General features: G+C 59.1%; 17 protein-coding genes and 1 other RNA gene. 4 read left to right on the top strand and 14 right to left on the bottom strand.

Going from position 1 to position 20,952, the window contains the following annotated elements:
• Positions 1-2: 2 nt before the first annotated feature.
• The 9 genes from mraY to rsmI all read right to left on the bottom strand — a co-directional run bounded on the left by mraY (position 3) and on the right by rsmI (position 9,051).
• Positions 3-1,085, bottom strand: coding sequence for a phospho-N-acetylmuramoyl-pentapeptide-transferase (gene mraY / locus BW43_RS16500; protein ID WP_032886319.1), 1,083 nt, complete (start codon positions 1,083-1,085; stop codon positions 3-5).
• Positions 1,085-2,455 carry a UDP-N-acetylmuramoyl-tripeptide--D-alanyl-D-alanine ligase gene (gene murF, locus BW43_RS16505; RefSeq protein WP_032886318.1) on the bottom strand — a complete coding sequence of 457 codons (1,371 nt, stop codon included), beginning with the start codon at positions 2,453-2,455 and terminating at the stop codon, positions 1,085-1,087. The genes mraY and murF overlap by 1 nt, the downstream gene beginning before the upstream one ends.
• Positions 2,448-3,911 (bottom strand): UDP-N-acetylmuramoyl-L-alanyl-D-glutamate--2,6-diaminopimelate ligase, encoded by a 1,464-nt coding sequence (murE, locus tag BW43_RS16510; protein ID WP_032886317.1) that lies wholly within the window; start codon positions 3,909-3,911, stop codon positions 2,448-2,450. Before murE ends, murF begins: the two co-directional genes overlap by 8 nt.
• Positions 3,911-5,653 carry a penicillin-binding protein 2 gene (locus BW43_RS16515; RefSeq protein WP_163033163.1) on the bottom strand — a complete coding sequence of 581 codons (1,743 nt, stop codon included), beginning with the start codon at positions 5,651-5,653 and terminating at the stop codon, positions 3,911-3,913. The genes murE and BW43_RS16515 overlap by 1 nt, the downstream gene beginning before the upstream one ends.
• Positions 5,653-5,946, bottom strand: coding sequence for a cell division protein FtsL (gene ftsL, locus BW43_RS16520; RefSeq protein ID WP_003216203.1), 294 nt, complete (start codon positions 5,944-5,946; stop codon positions 5,653-5,655). The genes BW43_RS16515 and ftsL overlap by 1 nt, the downstream gene beginning before the upstream one ends.
• Positions 5,943-6,890, bottom strand: a complete 948-nt coding sequence (gene rsmH, locus BW43_RS16525; protein WP_032886315.1) for a 16S rRNA (cytosine(1402)-N(4))-methyltransferase RsmH — start codon at positions 6,888-6,890, stop codon at positions 5,943-5,945. Before rsmH ends, ftsL begins: the two co-directional genes overlap by 4 nt.
• Complete coding sequence (gene mraZ / locus BW43_RS16530) at positions 6,887-7,342, bottom strand: division/cell wall cluster transcriptional repressor MraZ (RefSeq protein ID WP_003171868.1); 456 nt, start codon at positions 7,340-7,342, stop codon at positions 6,887-6,889. The genes rsmH and mraZ overlap by 4 nt, the downstream gene beginning before the upstream one ends.
• Positions 7,343-7,696: 354 nt before the next feature.
• An RNA gene (rnpB, locus tag BW43_RS27960) (RNase P RNA component class A) lies at positions 7,697-8,050 on the bottom strand.
• 95 nt (positions 8,051-8,145) lie between these two features.
• Positions 8,146-9,051, bottom strand: coding sequence for a 16S rRNA (cytidine(1402)-2'-O)-methyltransferase (rsmI, locus tag BW43_RS16535; RefSeq protein WP_177326427.1), 906 nt, complete (start codon positions 9,049-9,051; stop codon positions 8,146-8,148).
• Positions 9,052-9,238: 187 nt separating this feature from the next.
• On the opposite strand from rsmI, the gene BW43_RS16540 reads away from it, so the two are divergent.
• The 4 genes from BW43_RS16540 to BW43_RS16555 all read left to right on the top strand — a co-directional run bounded on the left by BW43_RS16540 (position 9,239) and on the right by BW43_RS16555 (position 12,685).
• Positions 9,239-11,050, top strand: coding sequence for a penicillin-binding protein activator (locus tag BW43_RS16540; protein ID WP_032886314.1), 1,812 nt, complete (start codon positions 9,239-9,241; stop codon positions 11,048-11,050).
• Positions 11,050-11,421 carry a YraN family protein gene (locus BW43_RS16545; RefSeq protein ID WP_032886313.1) on the top strand — a complete coding sequence of 124 codons (372 nt, stop codon included), beginning with the start codon at positions 11,050-11,052 and terminating at the stop codon, positions 11,419-11,421. Before BW43_RS16540 ends, BW43_RS16545 begins: the two co-directional genes overlap by 1 nt.
• A 92-nt stretch (positions 11,422-11,513) precedes the next feature.
• Entirely contained in the window at positions 11,514-12,107 is a 594-nt protein-coding gene (locus BW43_RS16550; RefSeq protein WP_032886312.1) for a phosphoheptose isomerase, read from the top strand.
• Positions 12,104-12,685, top strand: coding sequence for a BON domain-containing protein (locus BW43_RS16555; RefSeq protein ID WP_032886311.1), 582 nt, complete (start codon positions 12,104-12,106; stop codon positions 12,683-12,685). The genes BW43_RS16550 and BW43_RS16555 overlap by 4 nt, the downstream gene beginning before the upstream one ends.
• Before the next feature lie 68 nt (positions 12,686-12,753).
• Here BW43_RS16555 and BW43_RS16560 read toward each other — a convergent pair whose 3' ends face one another.
• The 5 genes from BW43_RS16560 to BW43_RS16580 all read right to left on the bottom strand — a co-directional run bounded on the left by BW43_RS16560 (position 12,754) and on the right by BW43_RS16580 (position 20,799).
• Positions 12,754-13,527 carry an OmpA family lipoprotein gene (locus BW43_RS16560; protein ID WP_032886310.1) on the bottom strand — a complete coding sequence of 258 codons (774 nt, stop codon included), beginning with the start codon at positions 13,525-13,527 and terminating at the stop codon, positions 12,754-12,756.
• 235 nt (positions 13,528-13,762) lie between these two features.
• On the bottom strand, positions 13,763-14,407 hold the full coding sequence (locus BW43_RS16565; RefSeq protein ID WP_032886309.1) for an MBL fold metallo-hydrolase: 645 nt from the start codon (positions 14,405-14,407) through the stop codon (positions 13,763-13,765).
• Between the two features lie 162 nt (positions 14,408-14,569).
• The gene (locus BW43_RS16570; RefSeq protein ID WP_032886308.1) at positions 14,570-17,299 is read right to left on the bottom strand and encodes a LuxR C-terminal-related transcriptional regulator; all 2,730 of its coding nucleotides are present in this window, start codon (positions 17,297-17,299) and stop codon (positions 14,570-14,572) included.
• A 242-nt stretch (positions 17,300-17,541) separates the two neighbouring features.
• On the bottom strand, positions 17,542-18,906 hold the full coding sequence (locus BW43_RS16575) for a DUF1329 domain-containing protein (RefSeq protein ID WP_032886307.1): 1,365 nt from the start codon (positions 18,904-18,906) through the stop codon (positions 17,542-17,544).
• A gap of 30 nt (positions 18,907-18,936) precedes the next feature.
• The gene (locus BW43_RS16580) at positions 18,937-20,799 is read right to left on the bottom strand and encodes a DUF1302 domain-containing protein (RefSeq protein ID WP_032886306.1); all 1,863 of its coding nucleotides are present in this window, start codon (positions 20,797-20,799) and stop codon (positions 18,937-18,939) included.
• Positions 20,800-20,952: the final 153 nt, after the last annotated feature.

The raw sequence follows: 20,952 nt of genomic DNA, 5'->3' as shown, positions 1-20,952 counted from the left end.
TTCTACCTCAGTTTCAGGGTGGCAAGGCCAACCAGTACGAGAATCACAGTGATGATCCAAAAACGGACGATCACGCGTGGCTCGGGCCAGCCCTTGAGTTCAAAGTGGTGGTGAATCGGCGCCATGCGGAACACGCGGCGCCCGGTCAACTTGAAGGACGCCACCTGGATGACCACCGACAGGGTTTCCATCACGAACACACCGCCCATGATGAACAACACGATTTCCTGGCGAACAATCACCGCGATGGTGCCCAGGGCTGCGCCCAGCGCCAGTGCGCCGACGTCGCCCATGAAGACTTGTGCCGGGTAGGTGTTGAACCACAAGAAGCCCAGACCGGCACCGATCAAGGCGCCGCAGAACACAATCAGTTCACCCGCGCCCGGTACATAAGGGATCAGCAGGTACTCAGCGAATTTCACGTTACCTGACAGGTAGCAGAAGATGCCAAGCGCGCCGCCCACCATCACCGTCGGCATGATCGCCAGGCCGTCGAGGCCGTCGGTCAGGTTCACCGCGTTGCTGGAGCCGACGATCACGAAGTAGGTCAGCACCACGAAGCCGATACCCAATGGAATGCTGGCGTCCTTGAGCATCGGGATGATCAGGGTGGTTTCCACTGCGCTTGGCGCCGTGGTGTACAGGAAGATCGCTGCGCCCAGGCCGAACACCGACTGCCAGAAATACTTCCAGCGGCTTGGCAGCCCCTTGGAGTTTTTCTCGATCACTTTGCGGTAGTCATCGACCCAGCCGATGGCGCCGAACAGCAGGGTCACCAGCAGCACCACCCAGACGTAGCGGTTGTGCAGGTCGGCCCACAGCAAGGTGCTGATGCCGATGGACGACAGGATCAACGCGCCGCCCATTGTCGGGGTGCCGGACTTGGACAGGTGCGACTGCGGGCCGTCATTACGAACCGATTGACCAATTTGCAGGTTCTGCAGGGTGCGGATCATCCACGGCCCCAAAAACAGCGACAAAGACAGCGCGGTCAGCACACCCAGGATCCCGCGCAGGGTCAGGTACTGAAAGACCGCGAAGCCTTTGTGGAACTGTTGCAGATACTCAGCCAGCAGCAGCAGCATTAATGTTTCTCCGTACTTGAGCCACACAAGGCCGCGACGACGTTTTCCATCACCGCGCTGCGCGATCCCTTGATCAAAATGGTTGTGTGTTTGTCTTGTTCTGCTGTGCCCAGCGCCTGAATCAACTCGGCCTGGGTTGCGAAATGTCGCGCACCTTGGCCAAAGGCAGCCACGGCATGGGCCATGTTCGTACCAACGGCGTAGAGGGCGTCGACTTTGCCTGCGGCATACGCGCCGACTTCGCGGTGGCCTTGTTCAGCCCAGTCGCCCAATTCGCCGATGTCACCCAGTACCAGCACCTTGCGACCGTCAAAACCCTTTAGCAGGTCTACAGCGGCATTAATGGACGATGGGTTGGCGTTGTAGGTGTCATCAATCACACGCATGCCGTTGGTTGCCAACTGCGCCACGGTACGACCCTTGACCGGTTGCACCGCGCCCAGGCCCGTGGCGATACCGAACAGCGAAACGCCCAAGGCATGGGCCGCAGCGGCGGCGGCCAGGGCATTGGCGACGTTATGGTTGCCCAACAAATTCAGTTGCACGTGTTCGTCACCTTGCGGGGTGTGCAAGGTGAAGGACGGGCAGCCACGGGCATCGACGGTGATGTTGGATGCATGGAAATCAGCCGCTGCGTTAAGCACGGCAAATGTCAGGACCTTGCGACCGGCGGCGCGTACACGCCAGGTCTCGAAGGCCTTGTCGTCCAAATTCAAAACCGCGGTGCCAGATGCATCCAGGCCCTCAAGAATCTCGCCCTTGGCTTCGACGATTTTTTCCGGTCCACCGAACTCGCCAACGTGGGCAGTACCGGCGTTGTTGATAATTGCTACGTGGGGCTTGGTCAGCGCCACGGTGTAGGCGATTTCGCCGATACGCGAAGCCCCCAGTTCGATCACTGCCGCCGTGTGTTCCGGGGCGAGTTCAAGCAGGGTCAGCGGAGCGCCAAAGTCATTATTAAGGTTGCCACGGGTCGCAAGCACCGGGCCGCGCGTACGCAGTACACCAGCAAGCAGTTCCTTGACCGTTGTCTTGCCGCTGGAGCCGGTAACGGCTGCGACAGGCTTATTAAAAGCAGCACGGTTCAGCGCGCCCAATTGACCGAGAGCCAAGCGGGTATCGGCGACGAGCAGTTGCGGCAAGGTGGAGTCGGCGACTTCGCGCTGAACCAAGGCACCCACGGCACCTTTGGCGGCCACTTCATTCAGGTAGTCGTGACCGTCAAAGCGCGGTCCGGCCAAGGCGACAAACAGTTGCCCAGGCTTGATCGCGCGACTGTCGATACTCACGCCATCGAAGCAGCAATCGCTCGACAGCATACGAGCGGACAGAGCCTGGCTCAGCTCGCTGAATTTCATCGCTTTAAGCATGGGCAATCTCCCAGGCGGTCAAGGCGTGATCGGCCTCGACCAGATCGGAGAAGGCATGACGCTCGCCATTGATTTCCTGGTAGTCCTCGTGCCCCTTGCCGGCCAGTACTACTACGTCATCAGCGCTGGCACTGGCGATCAACTGGGCGATGGCGGCACCACGACCGGCAACGAAAGTAGCCTTGGACGCGTCTTTAAAGCCTGCGCGGATATCGTCGAAGATCTGGCTCGGGTTTTCGCTGCGCGGGTTGTCATCGGTGACGAGTACGCCGTCGGCCAGGCGCTCGACAATCTCGGCCATCAGCGGACGCTTGCCGCGATCGCGATCACCGCCGCAACCGAACAGGCACAGCAACTTCCCTTTGGCGTGAGGACGCAAGGCTTCGAGGACTTTTTCAAGGGCATCCGGGGTGTGGGCGTAATCAACCACCACCAGCGGCTGGGTGCCGCCACCCAGGCGCTGCATGCGACCGGCCGGACCTTCCAGCTTCGGCAGCACTTTGAGGATTTCGTCCAGGGCGTAATCCAGGCCAAGCAGCGCGCCGATAGCGGCGAGGACGTTGCTGAGGTTGAACCGCCCGAGCAAGGTGCTGCGCAGGTGATGTTCGCCTTGGGGCGTTACCAACGTGGCGCGAACGCCTTCGTCATTAAATTGGGCTTCGCGGCAATACAGGTACGCGCTGGAGTCCAGCAGGCTGTAGCTGATCAAACGCGATTCGCTGTCCTGCGCGGCCAACTGGCGACCGAACTCGTCGTCCAGGTTCACAACCCGGCACTTCAGGTCATTCCAGGCGAACAGCTTGGCCTTGGCGGACGCATACGCCTCCATCGTCCCGTGGTAGTCCAGGTGGTCGCGGGACAGGTTGGTCATCACCGCCACATCAAAGGCCAGGGCGGTTACGCGGCCCTGGTCCAGACCGTGGGAAGAGACTTCCATGGCAACCGCCTTGGCACCGGCCTTTTTCAGGTCGGCCAGGGTCGCTTGCACAGCAATAGGATTGGGCGTGGTGTGCAGGCCGCTTTGAAGCGCGCCATAAAAACCGGTGCCAAGGGTGCCAACGATGCCGCAGTGCTGGCCCAGCAGGTCAAGCGCTTGGGCAACCAGTTGGGTCACACTGGTCTTGCCGTTGGTACCGGTCACACCCACCAGATTGAGATGGCGGCTCGGGTCGCCATAGAAGCGCCCGGCGATGTCCGACAATTGCTTGGCCAAGCCTTTGACAGGGATCAGCGGCACGTCGGTGATCGGCAGCACGGTGGCGCCTTCCACTTCATAAGCCACGGCTGCGGCGCCGCGCTGCAAGGCGTCGGCGATATGCGCACGACCATCGACCTTGCCGCCTGGCACCGCCAGGAACAGGTCACCGGCGCGCACGTTACGGCTGTCGAGGGTCAACTCGCGAATCAGCAGATCGCGACCAGCGTGGGCAAAAATCTTATTCAGGCTAAGAGACATCAGCCGCGCCCTCCATTGGCTTTGACTGCAGCAACCGGTGGTCCGGCATTCGCTTGTTGAGTCGGCGGCAAGTTGTCCGGCGTGATGTTCATCAAGCGCAGGGTGCCGGACATCACTTTGCTGAACACTGGCGCCGAGACCAGACCACCGAAGTAACCGGCTTTGCTCGGCTCGTCGATCACTACAACAATGGCGTAACGTGGATCGCTCATCGGGCCAAAGCCGGCGAACAGCGAACGGTAGGAGTTTTCGGCATAGCCCTTGGTACCCACCGACGTTTTACGCGCGGTACCGGACTTGCCTGCCACGTGATACGCCGGCACCTGGGCACGGAATACACCGCGCGGCGCTTCGATCACTTGTTGCAGCATGCCTTGCATAGTCTTGGCGACGTTTTCCGGGATCACCTGGGTGGCTTTCGGCGCTTCGTCGACGTGAATCAGGCTCAGCGGCACCATGCGACCGTTGTTGGCCAGCACGGAGAACGCGTGCGCCAGCTGGATTGCGGTTACCGACAGGCCGTAACCGTAGGAAAGCGTGGCGGTCTCGGCCTTTTTCCAGTCGCGGTAGTTCGGCAGGTTGCCGACACGCTCACCGGGAAAATCCAGACCGGTGGGTTGGCCCAAGCCGATTTTCTGCGCCAGGTGGTAGATGGTTTCACCGCCGATATCGAAGGCGACCTTACTCATGCCCACGTTACTGGAGTTGATCAGGATGCCTGTCAAATCCAACACCGGACCTTCGGTGCGCGATACGTCACGAATAGTGTATTTGCCCAGTTGCAAAGTACCTGGGTACACCTCGACCTTGTCGCTGGGTTTCCAGCGCCCGGTTTCCAGGGCGGCACTCATGGAGATGGCTTTCATGGTCGAACCCGGCTCGAACACGTCGATCATGGCGCGGTTGCGCATCATCGCCGGCTGCAGGTTGCGACGGTTATTCGGGTTGTAGGTCGGCTGGTTGACCATAGCCAGGATCTCGCCGGTCTTCACGTCCATGATCACGAGGCTGCCGGCCTTGGCGCCGTTCTCGATGATCGCGTTACGCAGCTCGCGGTTGGCTAGGTATTGCAGACGCAGGTCAATCGACAACGCCAAGGGCTTACCGGCCTTGGCGTTTTTGGTGACTTGGACATCCTTGATCAGTCTGCCGCGCCGATCCTTGATGACTTGTCGTTTACCGGGAACACCAGCCAGCCATTCGTCGTAGGCCAACTCCACGCCTTCGCGGCCGTGGTCATCGATGTCGGTAAAGCCGACCATGTGGGCGGTGGTTTCACCGGCCGGATAGAAACGACGGAATTCCTCGATGCCGTAGACACCGGGGACTTTAAGGTCGAGCACTTGCTGGCCCTGCTCGGGGGTGAGGCCACGAACAAGGTAGATGAATTCTTTATTGGCTTGAGCCTCAAGGCGCTCGGCCAAGGCTTTTGGATCCTGGCCCAGTGCGGCAGCCAGTTGTGGCCACCTGTCCTTGGCAACCTGCAACTCCTTGGCGTTGGCCCACAGGGTAGTTACCGGCGTACTGACGGCCAGAGGCTCGCCGTTACGATCGGTAATCAGGCCGCGGTGCGCAGGAATCGGGATATGACGAAGGCTACGGGCGTCGCCCTGGCCGATCAGGAAGTCACGGTCGACTACCTGCAAGTCGATGATCCGCCAGGCAATCGCCCCCACCATCAATGCCAGCAACCCGAGCATCAGTCGGAAGCGCCATGGATAAAGTGCGCCCTCGAGCTTCATCATGGCGCCACCATGCGGACTTCGGCCGCGCCCGGAATGTGCATTTTCAGTTGTTCGGTGGCCAGAACTTCGATACGGCTATGGGCCGTCCAGGTACTTTGCTCAAGAATCAACCGACCCCATTCCGCCTGCGCTTTGTCGCGCACACTCAATTCCCCGTACAGGGTGTTAAGCAGTTGACGGTTGTAGTGGGCGCTGTAGGACACCGCAATCGCGGACACCAGCACGCCGACAAACAGCAGCAACATAAAGAAGCTGCCGCCCGGCAGGGGCTTGGCAAAAAGCTTGCTCACCGCAGCTTCTCCGCGACGCGCATGACGGCGCTACGGGAGCGTGGGTTGGCCTTGAGTTCGGCCTCGGAAGCAAACTGCGCTTTGCCATGGATTTTGATTTTCGGCACAAAGGCTTCGAAACGCACCGGCAGGTTGCGCGGCAGGTTGTCGGACTCACCCTTGACCAACCGACGCATGAACAATTTGACGATGCGGTCTTCAAGGGAGTGGAAACTGATCACCACTAGACGACCGCCCACTTCCAAAGCGTCCAGCGCGGCTTCAAGACCAGCTTCCAGATCGCCCAGTTCGTTGTTGACGTGAATGCGCAGGCCTTGGAACGCACGGGTCGCAGGATTCTTGCCCTTTTCCCATGCAGGGTTGGCGACTTTGAGTACTTCGGCCAGGTCGGCTGTGCGTTCGAACGGCTGAATTTCACGGCGCTCCACCACGGCACGTGCCATGCGACCAGCGAAACGCTCTTCACCGTATTCCTTGAATACGCGGGTAATTTCTTCATGGGGAGCGGTGGCGATGAACTGTGCCGCACTGATGCCACGGGTAGGATCCATGCGCATATCGAGAGGGCCATCGTTCATGAAGCTGAAGCCGCGCTCCGGATCATCGAGCTGTGGCGAAGACACGCCTAAGTCGAGCAAAACCCCGGCCACCTTGCCCGCCATACCACGCTCGGCGACTTCAGCACCCAGCTCGGCAAAGCTGCGCTGCACAACGACAAAGCGGCCGTCTTCGGCCGCTAGCGCTTGCCCGGTGGCAATCGCTTGGGGGTCTTTGTCGAACCCGAGGAGCTTGCCGTCGGGACCGAGCTGGCTGAGTATCAACCGGCTGTGCCCGCCCCTGCCAAAGGTGCCATCCAAATAGCAGCCATCCGCGCGTACGGCGAGAGCCTCAACGGCTTCGTCAAGCAGTACGGTGATGTGGTTAAAGCCGCTATCAATAGTCACAGGATCAAATCACGCAGTTCATCAGGCATAGCGCCCGGTTGTTGAATAGCAGCCAGGTCAGCTGCAGAAACAGCATCCCAGGCATCTTCGTCCCACAATTGGAACTTGTTCAGTTGGCCAACCAGCATTGCGCGCTTGTCCAGCTTGGCGTACTCGCGAAGACGCGGGGGCACCAGGAAACGACCACTGCCATCGAGCTCAAGGTCGACGGCATTACCGATCAGCAAACGCTGCAGGCGGCGGTTTTCTTCACGCAATGAAGGCAGGGCGCGCAATTTGGTTTCAATCAACTCCCACTCATCGAGCGGGTAAACACATAAACAAGGATCAACAGCATCGATAGTGATGATTAATTGCCCGGAACTTCGCGAAATCAGCTCGTCACGATACCGGCTCGGCATGGCGAGACGGCCTTTTGCATCGAGACTGATAGCGTTAGCTCCGCGAAACACAGATGCGTTTCTCCAAATTTTAGCGTTTTACGTTCAAAAAACCCACTTTGTGCCACTTTCCGCCACTTGCGCACACTATAGGAATGCGCCCACCACACCGTCAAGGCGCGGATTCAAGGAAAAGCCTTACAGAACGGAGATTTAGGAGCGTAAAAGCAGGAGAAACCAGAGTTCGGCGGTATTTTTGACCCAATAAGGGCAAATAGCTCAAAGAGCTACGACTTAAAGTTAAAGTAATTTATTAAGAGTAAGATTTTTTTGGTATTACGAAGATGCATCTGCCAATGATTTGGCAGGGAAGGATTCTTGCGTTATTACCGGTTTTCTGCCCGAGACTCGGGCAGAAGGAAAAAGGTGGAGAGTCGATCTGTAAGCCGGGTTCTGTCTTGAACAGTCATTCGTCTACGATGGCCATCACTGGACATCTTTAGCAACCTACCCGGTCCCAGCGCGGGCCACGCCTTGGGACCCTATTTGGTCTTGCTCCAAGTGGGGTTTACCTAGCCACGAACTGTTGCCAGTCGTGCGGTGCGCTCTTACCGCACCTTTTCACCCTTACCGGTACCGAAGTACTTAGGCGGTTATTTTCTGTGGCACTTTCCGTAGGCTCACGCCTCCCAGGCATTACCTGGCACTTCGCCCTATGGAGCCCGGACTTTCCTCCCCCCCCTAATTTTCATAGAAGGCAGCGACTGTCCAATCGACTCTCCGCCGCGCAGGTTAACGGCATGGCGGCCTCAGGACAAGTAATAATAGTCACCAAGGCCATCACGTTCAGACGGAATACCGGTTTAACCCCGGAACTATTCAGCTTTCTGTTTATCCAGCGCAATTTGATACAACACATTCTTGCGCAGACCGGTAATTTCTGCAGCCAGGGCCGCGGCGCGCTTGAGGGGCATCTCCTTGAGGAGCAGGTCAAGAATACGCATGGCCTCGCTGCCGACCGCATCTTCGGCCTCCGGCGCCGTCCAGCCCGCCACCAGCACCACACACTCGCCACGCTGTTGATTGCTGTCGCCCTCGACAAATGCACGCAACTCCTCCAGCGGCAGCCCCTTGAGGGTTTCGAATGTTTTAGTCAGTTCTCGCGCCAACAATGCCAGGCGCTCGCCGCCAAACACCAATTCCATATCTTGCAGACATTCAAGGATGCGGTGCGGCGCTTCGTAGAAGATCAAAGTACGCGGCTCTTCCTTTACCGCCTCAAGACGCGCACGACGCCCCACTGCTTTGGCCGGCAAAAAACCTTCGAAAATAAACCGATCTGAAGGCAGCCCCGCAGCCGACAATGCAGCAATCAGCGCGCACGCACCCGGAACAGGCACTACATTGATACCAGCGGCCCGCGCCTGGCGAACCAAGTGGTAACCCGGATCAGAAATCAGCGGCGTTCCCGCGTCGGAGATCAGCGCCACATCGTCACCGGCCAGCAGGCGCACGATAAAGCGGCTGCCTTCTTCGCGCTCGTTGTGCTCGTGACAGGCGGCTAATGGCGTGCTGATACCAAAATGCTGCATCAACCGCTGGGAGTGCCGCGTGTCTTCTGCCGCGATCAATTTAACCTCGCGCAACACTTTCAGCGCCCGGGCACTGATGTCGTCCAGGTTGCCAATGGGCGTCGCCACGACAAAAAGCGAGCCTGCAGTGGAATTCAAAGGACCTGGAGCAGTCAAAACGCACACCTCGATGGTTGGCAAAAGCCGCATTGTAGCGCGTAGATGCTTTGAAAATATGCCATCACGGTCGATGCCGTTTCCGCCGCCGATTGCCTACAACAGCCCAATACCAACATTTGCACGACCTAAATCGACGGTTTCACACCAGTAACATCGCGCCTGGGCCAGTGCTTGGGTACAATTCCACGCTAATTTGATCGGTATCAGGAACACTTACATGATCGCTTGCCTGCGGCTGCTCTCTGCCCTCTGCCTCGCTGCCTTACTGGCGGCTTGCGCCAGCTCGCCCTCGTCCAGCCTTGGCGAACTTCCACGGACCCCGGATGCCAGTATCGAGCAACTGCTCGAACAGGCAACCACCGCCAAGACGCCAGAAAAGGCCGCATTGCTGCGCCTGAGTGCGGCAGACATGGCTTATAAACAAAACGACCCTGGCCGCTCGTCGCAAATTCTTGCCCAAGTGCCCCTGGACGCCCTCAAGCCGGCAGCACAAGTGTTCGCCAGCACCCTGGCCGCCGAGCTGGCCATGGCACGCAACCAGCCGAAGGCTGCGCTGACTGCCTTGAACCACGCTAGCCTGCAAAGTCTGAAGGACCTGCCGACTGAACAGCAGATCCGCACAGGTACCGTGCATGCTCGTGCTTATGAGGCTGATGGCCAAACCCTCAACGCAGCCCGCGAGCGTGTCGCCATGGCGCCACTGCTCACTGGCGATGCAGCCCAAAGCAATCACGAAGCCATCTGGACTTTGATTGCCGCACTACCTGCCGAACAACTGCAAGCCAGTGGCAACCCGACCCTGGACGGCTGGATCACCTTGGCCCAGGCGGTCAAGAGCGCCGGCACGCTGGAGCAACAACAAGCCGCTATCGACACCTGGCGCGCGCAGAACCCCGGCCACCCGGCTGCCGTGCAGTTGCCAACACCGCTGACCAAGCTCAAGGAACTCGCAAGCCAGCCCTTGAGCAAGATTGCCCTGCTACTGCCCCAAGAGGGCCCCCTGGCTTCCGTGGGCAAGGCACTGCGCGAAGGCTTCATGGCCGCTCACTACCAGGCTGAACAAGCCGGGCAGAAGCCCCCGGTGATCGAGTTCTATGACAGCTCGCGCCTGACTTCCATCGACGACTTCTACGCCAAGGCCCAGGCTGCCGGCGTGCAATTAGTCGTCGGCCCACTGGAGAAGCCGCTGGTCAAGCAGCTCAGTGCGCGCCCGCAACTGCCGATCACCACCCTGGCACTGAACTACAGCGAAACCGATCAAGGTCCAGCGCAATTGTTCCAGTTCGGCCTGGCCGCTGAAGACGAAGCTCGCGAAGTCTCGCGCCGTGCCCGTGCCGACGGCCTGCATCGCGCTGCCGCGATGGTGCCCCGTGGCGAATGGGGTGAGCGCGTCTACAAAGCGTTCCGCCAGGATTGGGAAGCCAACGGCGGCACCGTCATGGGGGTCGAGTATGTCGACCAGCCGGTCGCCCTGGCCCAGCAGATTGCCGATCTGTTCCAACTGCGTAAAAGCGAAGGCCGCGCCAAGAGCCTGCAAAGCACCGTTGGTACTGACGTAGCGGCACAACCGTCGCGTCGCCAGGACATCGAATTCATCTTCCTGGCCGTCACTCCGCAACTGGCCCAGCAGATCAAGCCGACCCTGAACTTCCAGTACGCCGGTGATGTACCGGTCTACGCAACGTCCCACGTTTTCAGCGCCAGCGGTGACCGCAACCAGTACCTGGACATGACCAATGTGATGTTCTGCGAAACGCCTTGGCTGCTCAACACCACTGACCCGCTGCGCAACCAGGTTGCGGCGCAATGGCCACAAGCCAACGGTAGCCTGGGCCGCCTGTATGCAATGGGTGTCGACGCCTACCGCCTCGCGCCACGCCTGGGCCAGCTCAAGGCCCTGCCGGACACACGGGTTGACGGCCTTTCGGGCAACCTGGGTATCAGCGCCAACCAGCGCGTTGATCGCCAGATGCCATGGGCGAAGTTCGTCGGTGGCGAGATCCAACGCCTGCCGGACACCCCGCGCTGATGCCCGAGAGGTCCAGTGCGCAAAGCGGCAAGGATGCCGAACTTCAAGCTCTGCAACACTTGCAAAAACAAGGCCTGCGCCTGCTGGCGCAGAACTGGTTGTGTAAACGCGGCGAGCTTGATCTGGTCATGCTTGACGGCGATACAGTAGTATTCGTCGAAGTCCGCTACAGAAAACACGCACAATGGGGTGGCGCGCTCGCAAGTATCGACGGGCGCAAGCGTCAGAAGCTGATACTCGCCGCGCAGTTTTTCCTGCAAAAAGAGCATCGCTGGGCCAACTCCCCCTGCCGTTTCGACGTGGTTGCCATAGAAAGCACACCGTCAGGCAAGGCTGATCTGAACTGGCTCAAAGATGCCTTCGACAGCTGATTCGCCGGACATCTTCACCACACACTTTTGCTCTTTGCTTTGCGGGCTGCACATTCCTGTGCCAAATAGCCGCGCTAATTAAGGTCACACAGATGGACATGCAATCCCGAATTCGCCAGCTTTTCCAGGCCAGCATCGACACCAAGCAACAGGCGATGGACGTACTTGCACCGCACATCGAGCAAGCCAGTCAGGTCATGGTTAATGCCTTGCTCACCGAACGCAAAATGCTTTCGTGCGGCAACGGCGGTTCGGCCGGCGATGCCCAGCATTTCTCGTCCGAATTGCTCAACCGCTTCGAGCGGGAGCGTCCGAGCCTGCCGGCTATCGCCTTGACCACCGATTCGTCGACGATCACCTCGATAGCCAATGACTACAGCTACAACGAAATCTTCTCCAAGCAGATCCGCGCCTTGGGCCAACCAGGCGATGTACTGCTGGCGATTTCCACCAGCGGCAACTCGGCGAATATTATTCAAGCGATCCAGGCCGCACATGATCGCGAAATGATTGTCGTAGCATTGACCGGACGCGATGGCGGCGGCATGGCCTCGCTGTTACTGCCCGAAGATGTTGAAATTCGCGTCCCGGCCAATGTCACCGCACGTATTCAGGAAGTCCACCTGCTGGCGATCCACTGCCTGTGCGATCTGATCGACAGCCAACTGTTTGGGAGTGAAGAATGACCGTTAACCGCCTCGGCCTCTTGGCCATTACGCTGTGCCTCGGCATCAGCGGCTGCAGCACGGCGATCACTGCGACACGTGACACCCCTATTCAGGATGACAAGGGCACCCGCACCTTCGGCAGCAAGATTGACGACTCGTTGATCGAAACAAAGGTCGAAGTAAACGTCGCCAAAGCCGCAACGGACTTGGGCAACGGTGCGTCGCGTATCGTCGTAACCAGCTTCAACGGCGTGGTGCTGCTCGCAGGCCAAACGCCGCGCGCCGACCTCAAGGCCCAGGCCGAGCAGGCCGCTGCGTCGGTTCAGCGGGTCAAGAAGGTCCACAACGAATTGCAGGTCATGGATCCGATCACCCTGCTTGCCATCAGTAATGACGCGCTGCTGACCACCAAGATCAAAGCGCAGATGCTCACCGACAATGCGATCCCCGGCTCGCGCATCAAGGTCGTGACGGACAACGGCATCGTTTACCTGATGGGCCTGCTGACCCAGGCAGAAGCCACCCGTGCGTCCAACCTGGTACAGGGCGTATCCGGCGTGCAGAAAATCGTGAAGGTGTTCGAATACATCGACTGATGTAATCGACAGCCAAAAAAAAGGGCGCCGTGCATTGACTGCACGGCGCCCTTTTTATTAGCCGTTGTTTACTGGTACTGCGAGTACGGGTTGCCTTGGAACTGGTTGTTCTGCTGTGGCGCCTGTTGCTGGGTGCCCGGCTGGCCGTACTGCTGGCCAGGGATTGGGCCCAGGTTAACTTCCACGCGACGGTTCTGAGCGCGACCGTTGACGTCGGCGTTGCTGGCAATCGGGTTATCCGGACCGGCACCACGGGCACTCAGGTTTGCACCGTTGACGCCTTGGGAGGTCAAGTAGTTGGCCACGCTCTGCGCACGACGCTGGGACAGGTCCATGTTCAGTTGGCGGCTACCGGTACTGTCGGTGTAGCCAACAATCTGGATGGTGTTTTGGTTGAACTGTTTGAGGGAGTTGGCCAGGTTGTTCAGCGGCTGATAGAAGCTGCTGGAGATCGCATCCGAGTTGGTCGCGAAGGTGATGTTGCCCGGCATGATCAGCTTGATCTGGTCACCCTGGCGCTGAACTTCAACTCCAGTGTTGGCCATGCTCTCGCGCAGTTTCTTTTCCTGTTGGTCGGCGTAGTAGCCATAACCCGCGGCACCAGCACCCGCCACCACCGCACCGATCAGCGCACCCTTGCCACGGTTGTTATGGTCAATGGCAGCACCGGCCAACGCACCGGCAAGAGCACCGAGACCACCGTACTTGGCGGTTTTGCTCATACCGCTGGATTCATTATTCGCCTGTCCCTGGCTGCTGCCGTCATAAGGATTAGGTGAAGCGCAGCCGGACAAAAGGGCTACGGCGGTGGCGACTACAAGCAGACGACGCGGAGTGAACATGAAGAGAGCTCCTACTTTTTGCATTCTGTGGTGCAGAGGACATTGGCAATGGACCTTTGCCGAGTTTGGAACACGACAAATGGCAAAAATTCCGTGAACACTCGCGCAGCTGTAACGAAACGTTAGCCCGCATTACCGCTGTAGAAAACGTAGCAGACCCAGCCTGAACGCGACCTGCGTTTTTACTACAACAGATTACCCCTCATGAAACATGCATCAGCCCGCTTTCACCGCCTCAAGCCCGCACAAATGGATTCTCGCGCATCTCATCGCCCAGTCGCGTGTCCGGTCCGTGGCCGGTGACCACCGTGGCACTCTCGTCCAGCGTATAAAGCCGCTGTTTGACCGAGCGCACAATCGTGGCCTGGTCCCCACCCCATAGATCTGTACGCCCCACGCCACGACGGAAAAGCGTATCGCCGGCGATCAGCAGCTTGGCGTCGGCAAACCAGAAACTCATCGAGCCCGGCGTGTGACCCGGAGTATGCAAGGCAACGCCACAGCCGCAGGCTAACTCTTCATCATCTTCCAGCCAACGGTCTGGCGACGGCACGGGGGTATAAGGCACGCGAAACATCTGGCACTGCATTTCCAGGTTGTCCCACAGAAACTGGTCTTCCTTATGCAGGTGCAAGGTGGCGCCAGTTTTCTCTTTCAACTGACCCGATGCCAGGAAGTGATCGAGGTGGGCGTGGGTATGGATGATGCTCACCACCTTGAGGCCCAGCGCGTCCAGGCGGGCCAGGATCAATTCATGGTTGCCGCCCGGGTCGACCACAATGGCTTTTTTAGTAATGGGATCGCCGATGATGGTGCAGTTGCACTGCAGGGGACCGACAGGGAAGGTTTCGCGTATGAGGGGTGGCTGTGCGGTTTCCATGAACGGGCCTCTGGTGCAAATTAACTGGGGGGGTTGGGCAGTATCGCCACGATAATTGCACTATTAAAACAGACTGGGACCGCTTCGCGGCCCAACGCAAGCAAGCTCGCTCGCCACAAGAAGCTTACTCACACAAAAACTCTCACCGCAAACGGTCAAGCGCTAACCAATCAACCTCAACTCCTGTGCCCGCGCCACCGCCTGGGTGCGTCGCTCCACGCCGAGCTTGCTGTTGATATGGCTGGCGTGAGTCTTGACAGTGTGCAGGGAGATAAACAGTCGGTTGCTGATCTCCTGGTTGGAGCAACCTTGGGCGATGAGTTGCAGCACTGCCAGTTCCCGGGCGCTCAGACTTTCATGACTAGGTGACGCGTGCACTGCAGCAACGGTAGGCAGAAGTGCCAGAAGGCTCTGATTCAGCAAGCCATGGGGATCCTTGCCGAGTTGCTCGCGCATCCAGTCCGGGTGATTTTCCAGCAGCCTCTGGAAAGGTTGCAACGCCCCTCCGGCGCCAGCCTCAAGCGCTCGGGACAGTACCGGCCGCGCCTTGGCTTCCTGACCGCATTCCAGCAGCAACTGCGTCTGCTGGGCGAATGCCATCAGTGCAATCATCTGCCGCCCACAGCTATGAGCGTGTTGCGCCAGTTCGTCGAGCCGTTGCAAAGCAGCGTCGGGTTGATGACGAATGGCATCAAGGGCGGCTTGTTGCAGCCCGATATGTTGCGGCAAATGCGGGTGGAATTCCGGCGCAGCGGCAGCATGCTCGCCGTTGTAAGTCTGCCCCAGCCGCGTCAACCAGGCATCGGCCAGATCGGTGCGGCCTTGGGCCAGCCACAGCTCGCATTTGATCAGGGTGATCATCGCCAGATAGTAGATCGGCGGCACGTCCCAGATATGCATCAAGCGTTCGGCTTCGGCGAGTTCGGCGAAGGCTTTGGAAAAGTCATTGCGCCGCCCTTCGAAGCTGGCGATCACGCAATGGCCGATCAGTACGCTGATGTCGCGACAGGCGCGCGCCTCGGCCAGACCCGCCCGCAGGTGAGCGATACCGGCGTCAGGTTGATTACGCATTAACAGCAAATAGCCTTCGTACAACGACAGTCGCGCACGCACCGCATACAGCCTCTGCGGCGCCAGACCGTGCAAACGTTGCAGGCCCTGACGCACTTCATCAAGGGCACGCAGGATCTCACCGCGGGCCTGCAATACCCGCGCGCGGTCGTAATGGGCCAGGGCTTCGAACAAAGGGTTGCCGACGCGCTGCGCCAGTTCCAGGGATTCGCGGTTCAGGCCACGGGCGCGCCACAAATCGCCATCGGCGATGGCCAAGTTGGACAGCGTCGACAGACACACCAGGCGCTGGCCGTAACGCCGTTGCGGCAGGCTTTCCAACGCCTCACTGCAATAGCGCTGAGTCAATTCACGATCACCTCGGCCCCGAGCGATAATCCCGCTCAGCGCCAGCCATTGGGCCAGCATTGAGCGCTGTGCAGTGGCCGAGGGCGCCGGCAGGAAGCGACTGAGGTACGCGGACAATTCCTCCGCCGCATCCAACTGGCAGGCCAGCCCCAATGCCCAGCTGTACAACACGATCAAGCGCGGTGTGCTGATCAGCAGGCTGTCGGGCAAGTCCATTTTCCAGCGCAGCAACATGCCGACATTCTGCTCGGCCAGCAGTTGCTCTTCGGACAGGTTCTGCACAAGGTTGGCCGCCACGTCGAGGTGCCCGGCGCGTAAAGCCTGCTCCACCGCCTCATCGATCAAACCCTGGGCGTTGAACCAACGACACGCGCGCAGGTGCAGGCTGGCGGCTGGCAATACATTGCTGCTCGCACGGCGGGTGCGCAGCAGGTCGGAGAATAAATGATGATAGCGGTACCAGTGGCCCTGCTCGTCCAAGGGCACCAGGAACACTTGGTGCGCTTGCAGATAACGCAGGATTTCGGCGCTGTCATGAGCTTCGCGCACGGCGTCACACAGTTCGCTGCAGAAACGGTCCTGGGGCGCAGTGTCGAACAGGAACGCCTGCACTTCGGGTGGCAAGCAATCGATCACCTCCTCCAGCAGGTAGTCGCGGATCAGCCCTTCTCCACCGTGCAGGCTTTGCGGCAATGCGTCTTCGTTGCCGGCTTCGGAAGCCGCCAGCAACCAGAAACGCAAACCGGCTACCCAGCCTTCGCTGCGGCGGATCAGGTTGTCGAGGGCCTCACCACTCAGGGAACTGCTGTGGCGATCCAATAGCGCCTGAGATTCGGCATGGGTCAGGCGCAGGTCTTGCTCGTGCAACTCCAGCAAGTGCCGTGACAGACGCAAGCGTGCCAGATGCCAGTCAGGGCGCTGGCGACTGGTGACCAATACCAGCAGGCCATCCGGCAAATGGTTGAGGAAAAACTGAAGACAACGGTCCAGCACCGGCCCCTGGGCCAGATGATAGTCATCCAGTACCAGTAACAATGGCGCGCGCGTGGACAGGTGAACCGCGAGCTCATCAAGCAGGCCATCGAGCCATTCTTCAAAGGCAAAGGGCTGGTGACGCTGGCGCATTTTCAGCAAGCCCAGGGATTGAGCGCCGAGTGCGGGGAAGTAGTGTTGCAACCCCTCGAGCAGACGCTCAAGGAAGCGCCCCGGGTCGTTGTCCCGAGGGCTCAGCCCAAGCCATAGACTTTGCCAGTGGGCCGGCAGGCTCTGGCAGAACTCCACCGCCAGCGAACTCTTACCGAACCCCGCCGGGGCGCTGACCAGCAGCAACCGTCCTTCGAGACCAGCGCTCAGCCGTTCACACAGGCGGGGGCGCAGCACATAGCCGTCAGGCAGCGGAGGCCTGTAGAAGCGACCTTCCAGAGTCGGGATTACCGCACTGGCAGGCCCTTGGATTCGGGACAGATCAGTCATCGCCGGGCTCTTGTAGAAGGCTGTTGTCGGCATTGCAGATGTCCGCAGACTAGCGGTAAAAGCAGCAGCTTTGTAGATCTTTGCAACATTTGCCTGAAAAAGAACTGAGACAAAAAATATCGCCACAAACAAAAAGTGGGAGGGGGCTTGCTCCCGATAGTGGCGGATCAGTCAATACGCGTGCTGACTGTCACACCGCTATCGGGGGCAAGCCCCCTCCCACATTGAGTTACTCGTGCCGCTTAGCGAACACCGTCCTGGCGCAGGGCCGCTGGGGTGAAGTCGCTGGTCGTGGCGGTGAAGCCGAAATCATAGGCCTGCTTCTCTTCGTTCTTCATGCCCAAAGCCAGGTAGCGGCCGGACTGCAGGTCGTAGAGGGTTTCCAGGGCATACCACGGCACCTGTTTGTCGTAGTAGTTCTCGGCATGGGCCTCGGCGACGCGCCACAGTTGGCCGCGACCGTCGTAGTGATCGATCACTGCCGCTTGCCAGGTGTCTTCGTCGATGAAGAAGTCACGCTTGGCATAGATGTGGCGCTGACCTTCTTTCAAAGTGGCGACCACATGCCAGACACGGCGCAGCTCGTAGCGCGTCAGGTCCTGGTTGATGTGGCCGGCCTTGATGATGTCGGCGTACTTGAGTTTCGGATCGTCGATCTTGTAGCTGTTGGAGGCGATGTAGATTTCCTTCTTACCTTCCAGTTTCCAGTCGTAGCGATCCGGCGCACCGTTGTACATGTCGAGGTTATCGGAGGTACGCAGGCCGTCGGCGGCGGTACCCGGACCGTCATAGGACACTTGCGGCGCCCGGCGCACACGGCGCTGGCCGGCGTTGTAGACCCACGCCGAACGCGGCTCCTTCACTTGGTCCAGGGTTTCGTGCACCAGCAGCACACCACCGGCCAGACGTGCCGGCGCGGTCACTTGCTGCTTGAAGTAGAACAGCACGTTGCCCGGGTTTTTCGGATCGAAGTCCTTCATCTTGTCGCGGAACACGAACTGGTCGCGGAAGTACACCAGGCTGTAGGAACCGTTGGTTTGCGGCGTGGCCTGGGTCACCAGGCGGGTCACGCTGCCACCGCGATAACGAGTGATGTGGTTCCAGATAACTTCCACGCCGCTTTTCGGGATCGGGAACGGTACGGCGGTTTCAAAGTTTTCCAGGCCGTTGCCGCCCGACACCAGGTTGGTGGTGGTGGCGTTCTTCTTGATGGCGGCGAACACATCCGCCGGCACGGTAGCGCCGCGATGGGTCGGGTAGACCGGCATCTTGAAGGTTTCCGGGTAACGCTTGAACATCGCGTACTGCCCCGGCGCCAGCTTGTCTTTGTACTGCTCGACGTTCTGCGCGGTGATGGTGAATTGCGGTTGTTCACTGGCGTATGGGTTGGCCAGGAAGCCTTTGGCATCCACAGCACCCGCGTTGGTAGGCAGTGGCGACCACTTAGGGATAGTGCCCGCCGCGTTACCGGCCATTTCAGCGCCCATCGGGGTCAGGCTCGTACCCAGCTTGGCGGCTTCATCCGCCGACACTGCCGCCATGACGTTGCTCGCCAGGATCGACAGTCCAAGCACACCGACGTGCAACAGACTTTTGGTTATTTTCATGTTCTGGTTCTTCCTGAAAATACAGTGTGCTTAGAAGTTCGCGCCGAGGCTGAGGGCGACAAAGTCGCGATCATTCACCGTCGTGAACTTGCCACCAAAGAAGTTGGTGTAAGCCAGGCTGGCGGTGTAGGTGTTCTGGTACTCGGCGTCCAGCCCCAGGCTGACGGCTTTGCGACCCTCTTCGAAGTTAGCGCCAGGGCCAGGAGCATAGCCCTTGACGTCATGGGACCAGGCCACGTTTGGCTTAAGGTTTACACCCGCGAAGACGTCCGGGTATTCCCAGATAGCCCGACCGCGATAGCCCCAGGAAGTGGCAGTGGTGAAGCCATCGTTGTTGCAGTTGGTGCTCAAGCCGTTGGCGTTGGCAAGCCCAGCACCTTGCGCGGTGGAGGTATTCAGCGCGTTACAGGCATTGTTCGGAAGTGTGCCCGGGCCAAAGACAGGGTCACGGCCGTAGCGCACGTCCGACTTGCTTTCCAGACCACCCACATGGGTGACACCTACTTCACCAACCAGGGTCAAACGGCTGGCGCCCATGACTTGGTCGAAGAAGTGGGTAAACGTAGTTTGGAACTGACTGACCTCTTTACGACGATAGCCATGCAAATCCTGACCTGGCGATCCGTTGAGCAAGGAGGCATTACCCAAAACCGGGCCGCCAAGCGGCTTCACGCCAGCAAACAGAATGTCAGTGGAGTTCAACTGCACCGGCGCGTTCGGGCGATAGCTCAACTCACCGCTCCAGGCCGTCCCGGTAGGCAAGGTGGTGGAAAAGCTTAAGCCATACAGACGGATATCTTCTGGGTACTCGATGAAGTAGTTGGAGTTACCCGCGACTACCAGCGGCGCTAATTGCCCCACTTGCGCAGCACTGGCAAACGCCGCCCGAGAAGCGCCTTGCGCACTGAAAATCGGCGCCCGGCTGTGATAGTTCATGAAGTACGCACCGAACTCAGTGTCGAGCGGCTCGAAGTTGTAGTGCATCGCGGCGCCCCACTGACCACTGTCACGTGCGTCACGATCAGGACCGCGTTTTACCAAGACACCTTCATTGTTGATATCAACTCCTCGGGCTGCCAACGCAGGCAAGAATTGCGCCGGGACAGCGGAGCGTTTATTCAGCACCCTCAAATTGTCTTTGCAGCCATCAGACACGATGTCCGGCTGTGAGAAGAACGTCCCGCAGTTATCCGTGACGGTCTGATCCCATTCCAACTGATAAAAGGCTTCCGCCGACAAGTTATCGGTCAGCGTTTGCGACACATAGAACATGTTGACCGGAATCAGGCCTTCCTTGATTTCGGCGCCCGGACGACGGAACGCAGACACGTCGATCGGGTTGATGGAGTTGATGCCGCCGCCGATGAAGGTACTTTCGCCCCAACTCACCACCTGCTTACCGAACCGCACGCTACCCGGCTGATCTGCAATCGCGTAGTTGTGGTAGATGAACGCATCAAGAATCTGACCACCAGAAGACTTGGCGCCTTCTTTGCGGTTGTTGTCGCTGATGTCCTTGAACTCACGGCTCTCGTCCTTGAGTTCGAAGTCATACCAGTACTTGCCGCGCACGAATACACCGGTGTCGCCGTATTTCAACTCCAGGTCATGAATACCCTTGAAGATCTTCGAGAACGTTTCACCGCGCTTGAAGTTCAAGTGTCCATCATCGGAGGTCTGGGACAGGCCTTTACCACCGTTGTTGGCGCCGATCAGATCCTGGTTGGGCTTAGCTGTCGACCAACTCGCCCCCACCGAAAGCGACGAGTCAAAACTCCCTTCGATTTCACCGATATTGAAACTGACGCCGAATGCGGGCCCGGCGAGCGTAGAGGCGAGACTGACGGCCAGGGGCAGTCTTGCCCGGCGCCAGAACTGGTTTACTGAGGTCATCGACGCTACTCCATGTGCATTATTGTTATGGCAGTGAGTTCTTTCTGTGATGCTTGTAACGGCCGGAATACAACGATTCCAATGCCGCCTGGCAACTGAACCTCCATGGCCCGAAGCGACGCATCCTTGAAAAACTCTGGGTGGGACTATAGC

Origin of the sequence: Pseudomonas sp. RIT357, assembly GCF_000632245.1 — a bacterium.
Lineage (GTDB): Bacteria > Pseudomonadota > Gammaproteobacteria > Pseudomonadales > Pseudomonadaceae > Aquipseudomonas > Aquipseudomonas sivasensis.
The sequence above is the reverse complement of the archived record's forward strand: the minus strand, read 5'-3'. Positions and strand labels throughout refer to the sequence as shown.

What these genes read in the sequence shown, in the direction of transcription:
- BW43_RS16580 (WP_032886306.1), bottom strand. Translation starts at nt 20,799, where the DNA reads ATGACCTCAGTAAACCAGTTCTGGCGCCGGGCAAGACTGCCCCTGGCC.
- BW43_RS16515 (WP_163033163.1), bottom strand. Translation starts at nt 5,653, where the DNA reads ATGAAGCTCGAGGGCGCACTTTATCCATGGCGCTTCCGACTGATGCTC.
- BW43_RS16555 (WP_032886311.1), top strand. Translation starts at nt 12,104, where the DNA reads ATGACCGTTAACCGCCTCGGCCTCTTGGCCATTACGCTGTGCCTCGGC.
- BW43_RS16570 (WP_032886308.1), bottom strand. Translation starts at nt 17,299, where the DNA reads ATGACTGATCTGTCCCGAATCCAAGGGCCTGCCAGTGCGGTAATCCCG.
- murE (WP_032886317.1), bottom strand. Translation starts at nt 3,911, where the DNA reads ATGTCTCTTAGCCTGAATAAGATTTTTGCCCACGCTGGTCGCGATCTG.
- BW43_RS16575 (WP_032886307.1), bottom strand. Translation starts at nt 18,906, where the DNA reads ATGAAAATAACCAAAAGTCTGTTGCACGTCGGTGTGCTTGGACTGTCG.
- rsmI (WP_177326427.1), bottom strand. Translation starts at nt 9,051, where the DNA reads ATGCGGCTTTTGCCAACCATCGAGGTGTGCGTTTTGACTGCTCCAGGT.
- BW43_RS16560 (WP_032886310.1), bottom strand. Translation starts at nt 13,527, where the DNA reads ATGTTCACTCCGCGTCGTCTGCTTGTAGTCGCCACCGCCGTAGCCCTT.
- murF (WP_032886318.1), bottom strand. Translation starts at nt 2,455, where the DNA reads ATGCTTAAAGCGATGAAATTCAGCGAGCTGAGCCAGGCTCTGTCCGCT.
- BW43_RS16565 (WP_032886309.1), bottom strand. Translation starts at nt 14,407, where the DNA reads ATGGAAACCGCACAGCCACCCCTCATACGCGAAACCTTCCCTGTCGGT.
- BW43_RS16550 (WP_032886312.1), top strand. Translation starts at nt 11,514, where the DNA reads ATGGACATGCAATCCCGAATTCGCCAGCTTTTCCAGGCCAGCATCGAC.
- BW43_RS16540 (WP_032886314.1), top strand. Translation starts at nt 9,239, where the DNA reads ATGATCGCTTGCCTGCGGCTGCTCTCTGCCCTCTGCCTCGCTGCCTTA.
- BW43_RS16545 (WP_032886313.1), top strand. Translation starts at nt 11,050, where the DNA reads ATGCCCGAGAGGTCCAGTGCGCAAAGCGGCAAGGATGCCGAACTTCAA.
- mraY (WP_032886319.1), bottom strand. Translation starts at nt 1,085, where the DNA reads ATGCTGCTGCTGCTGGCTGAGTATCTGCAACAGTTCCACAAAGGCTTC.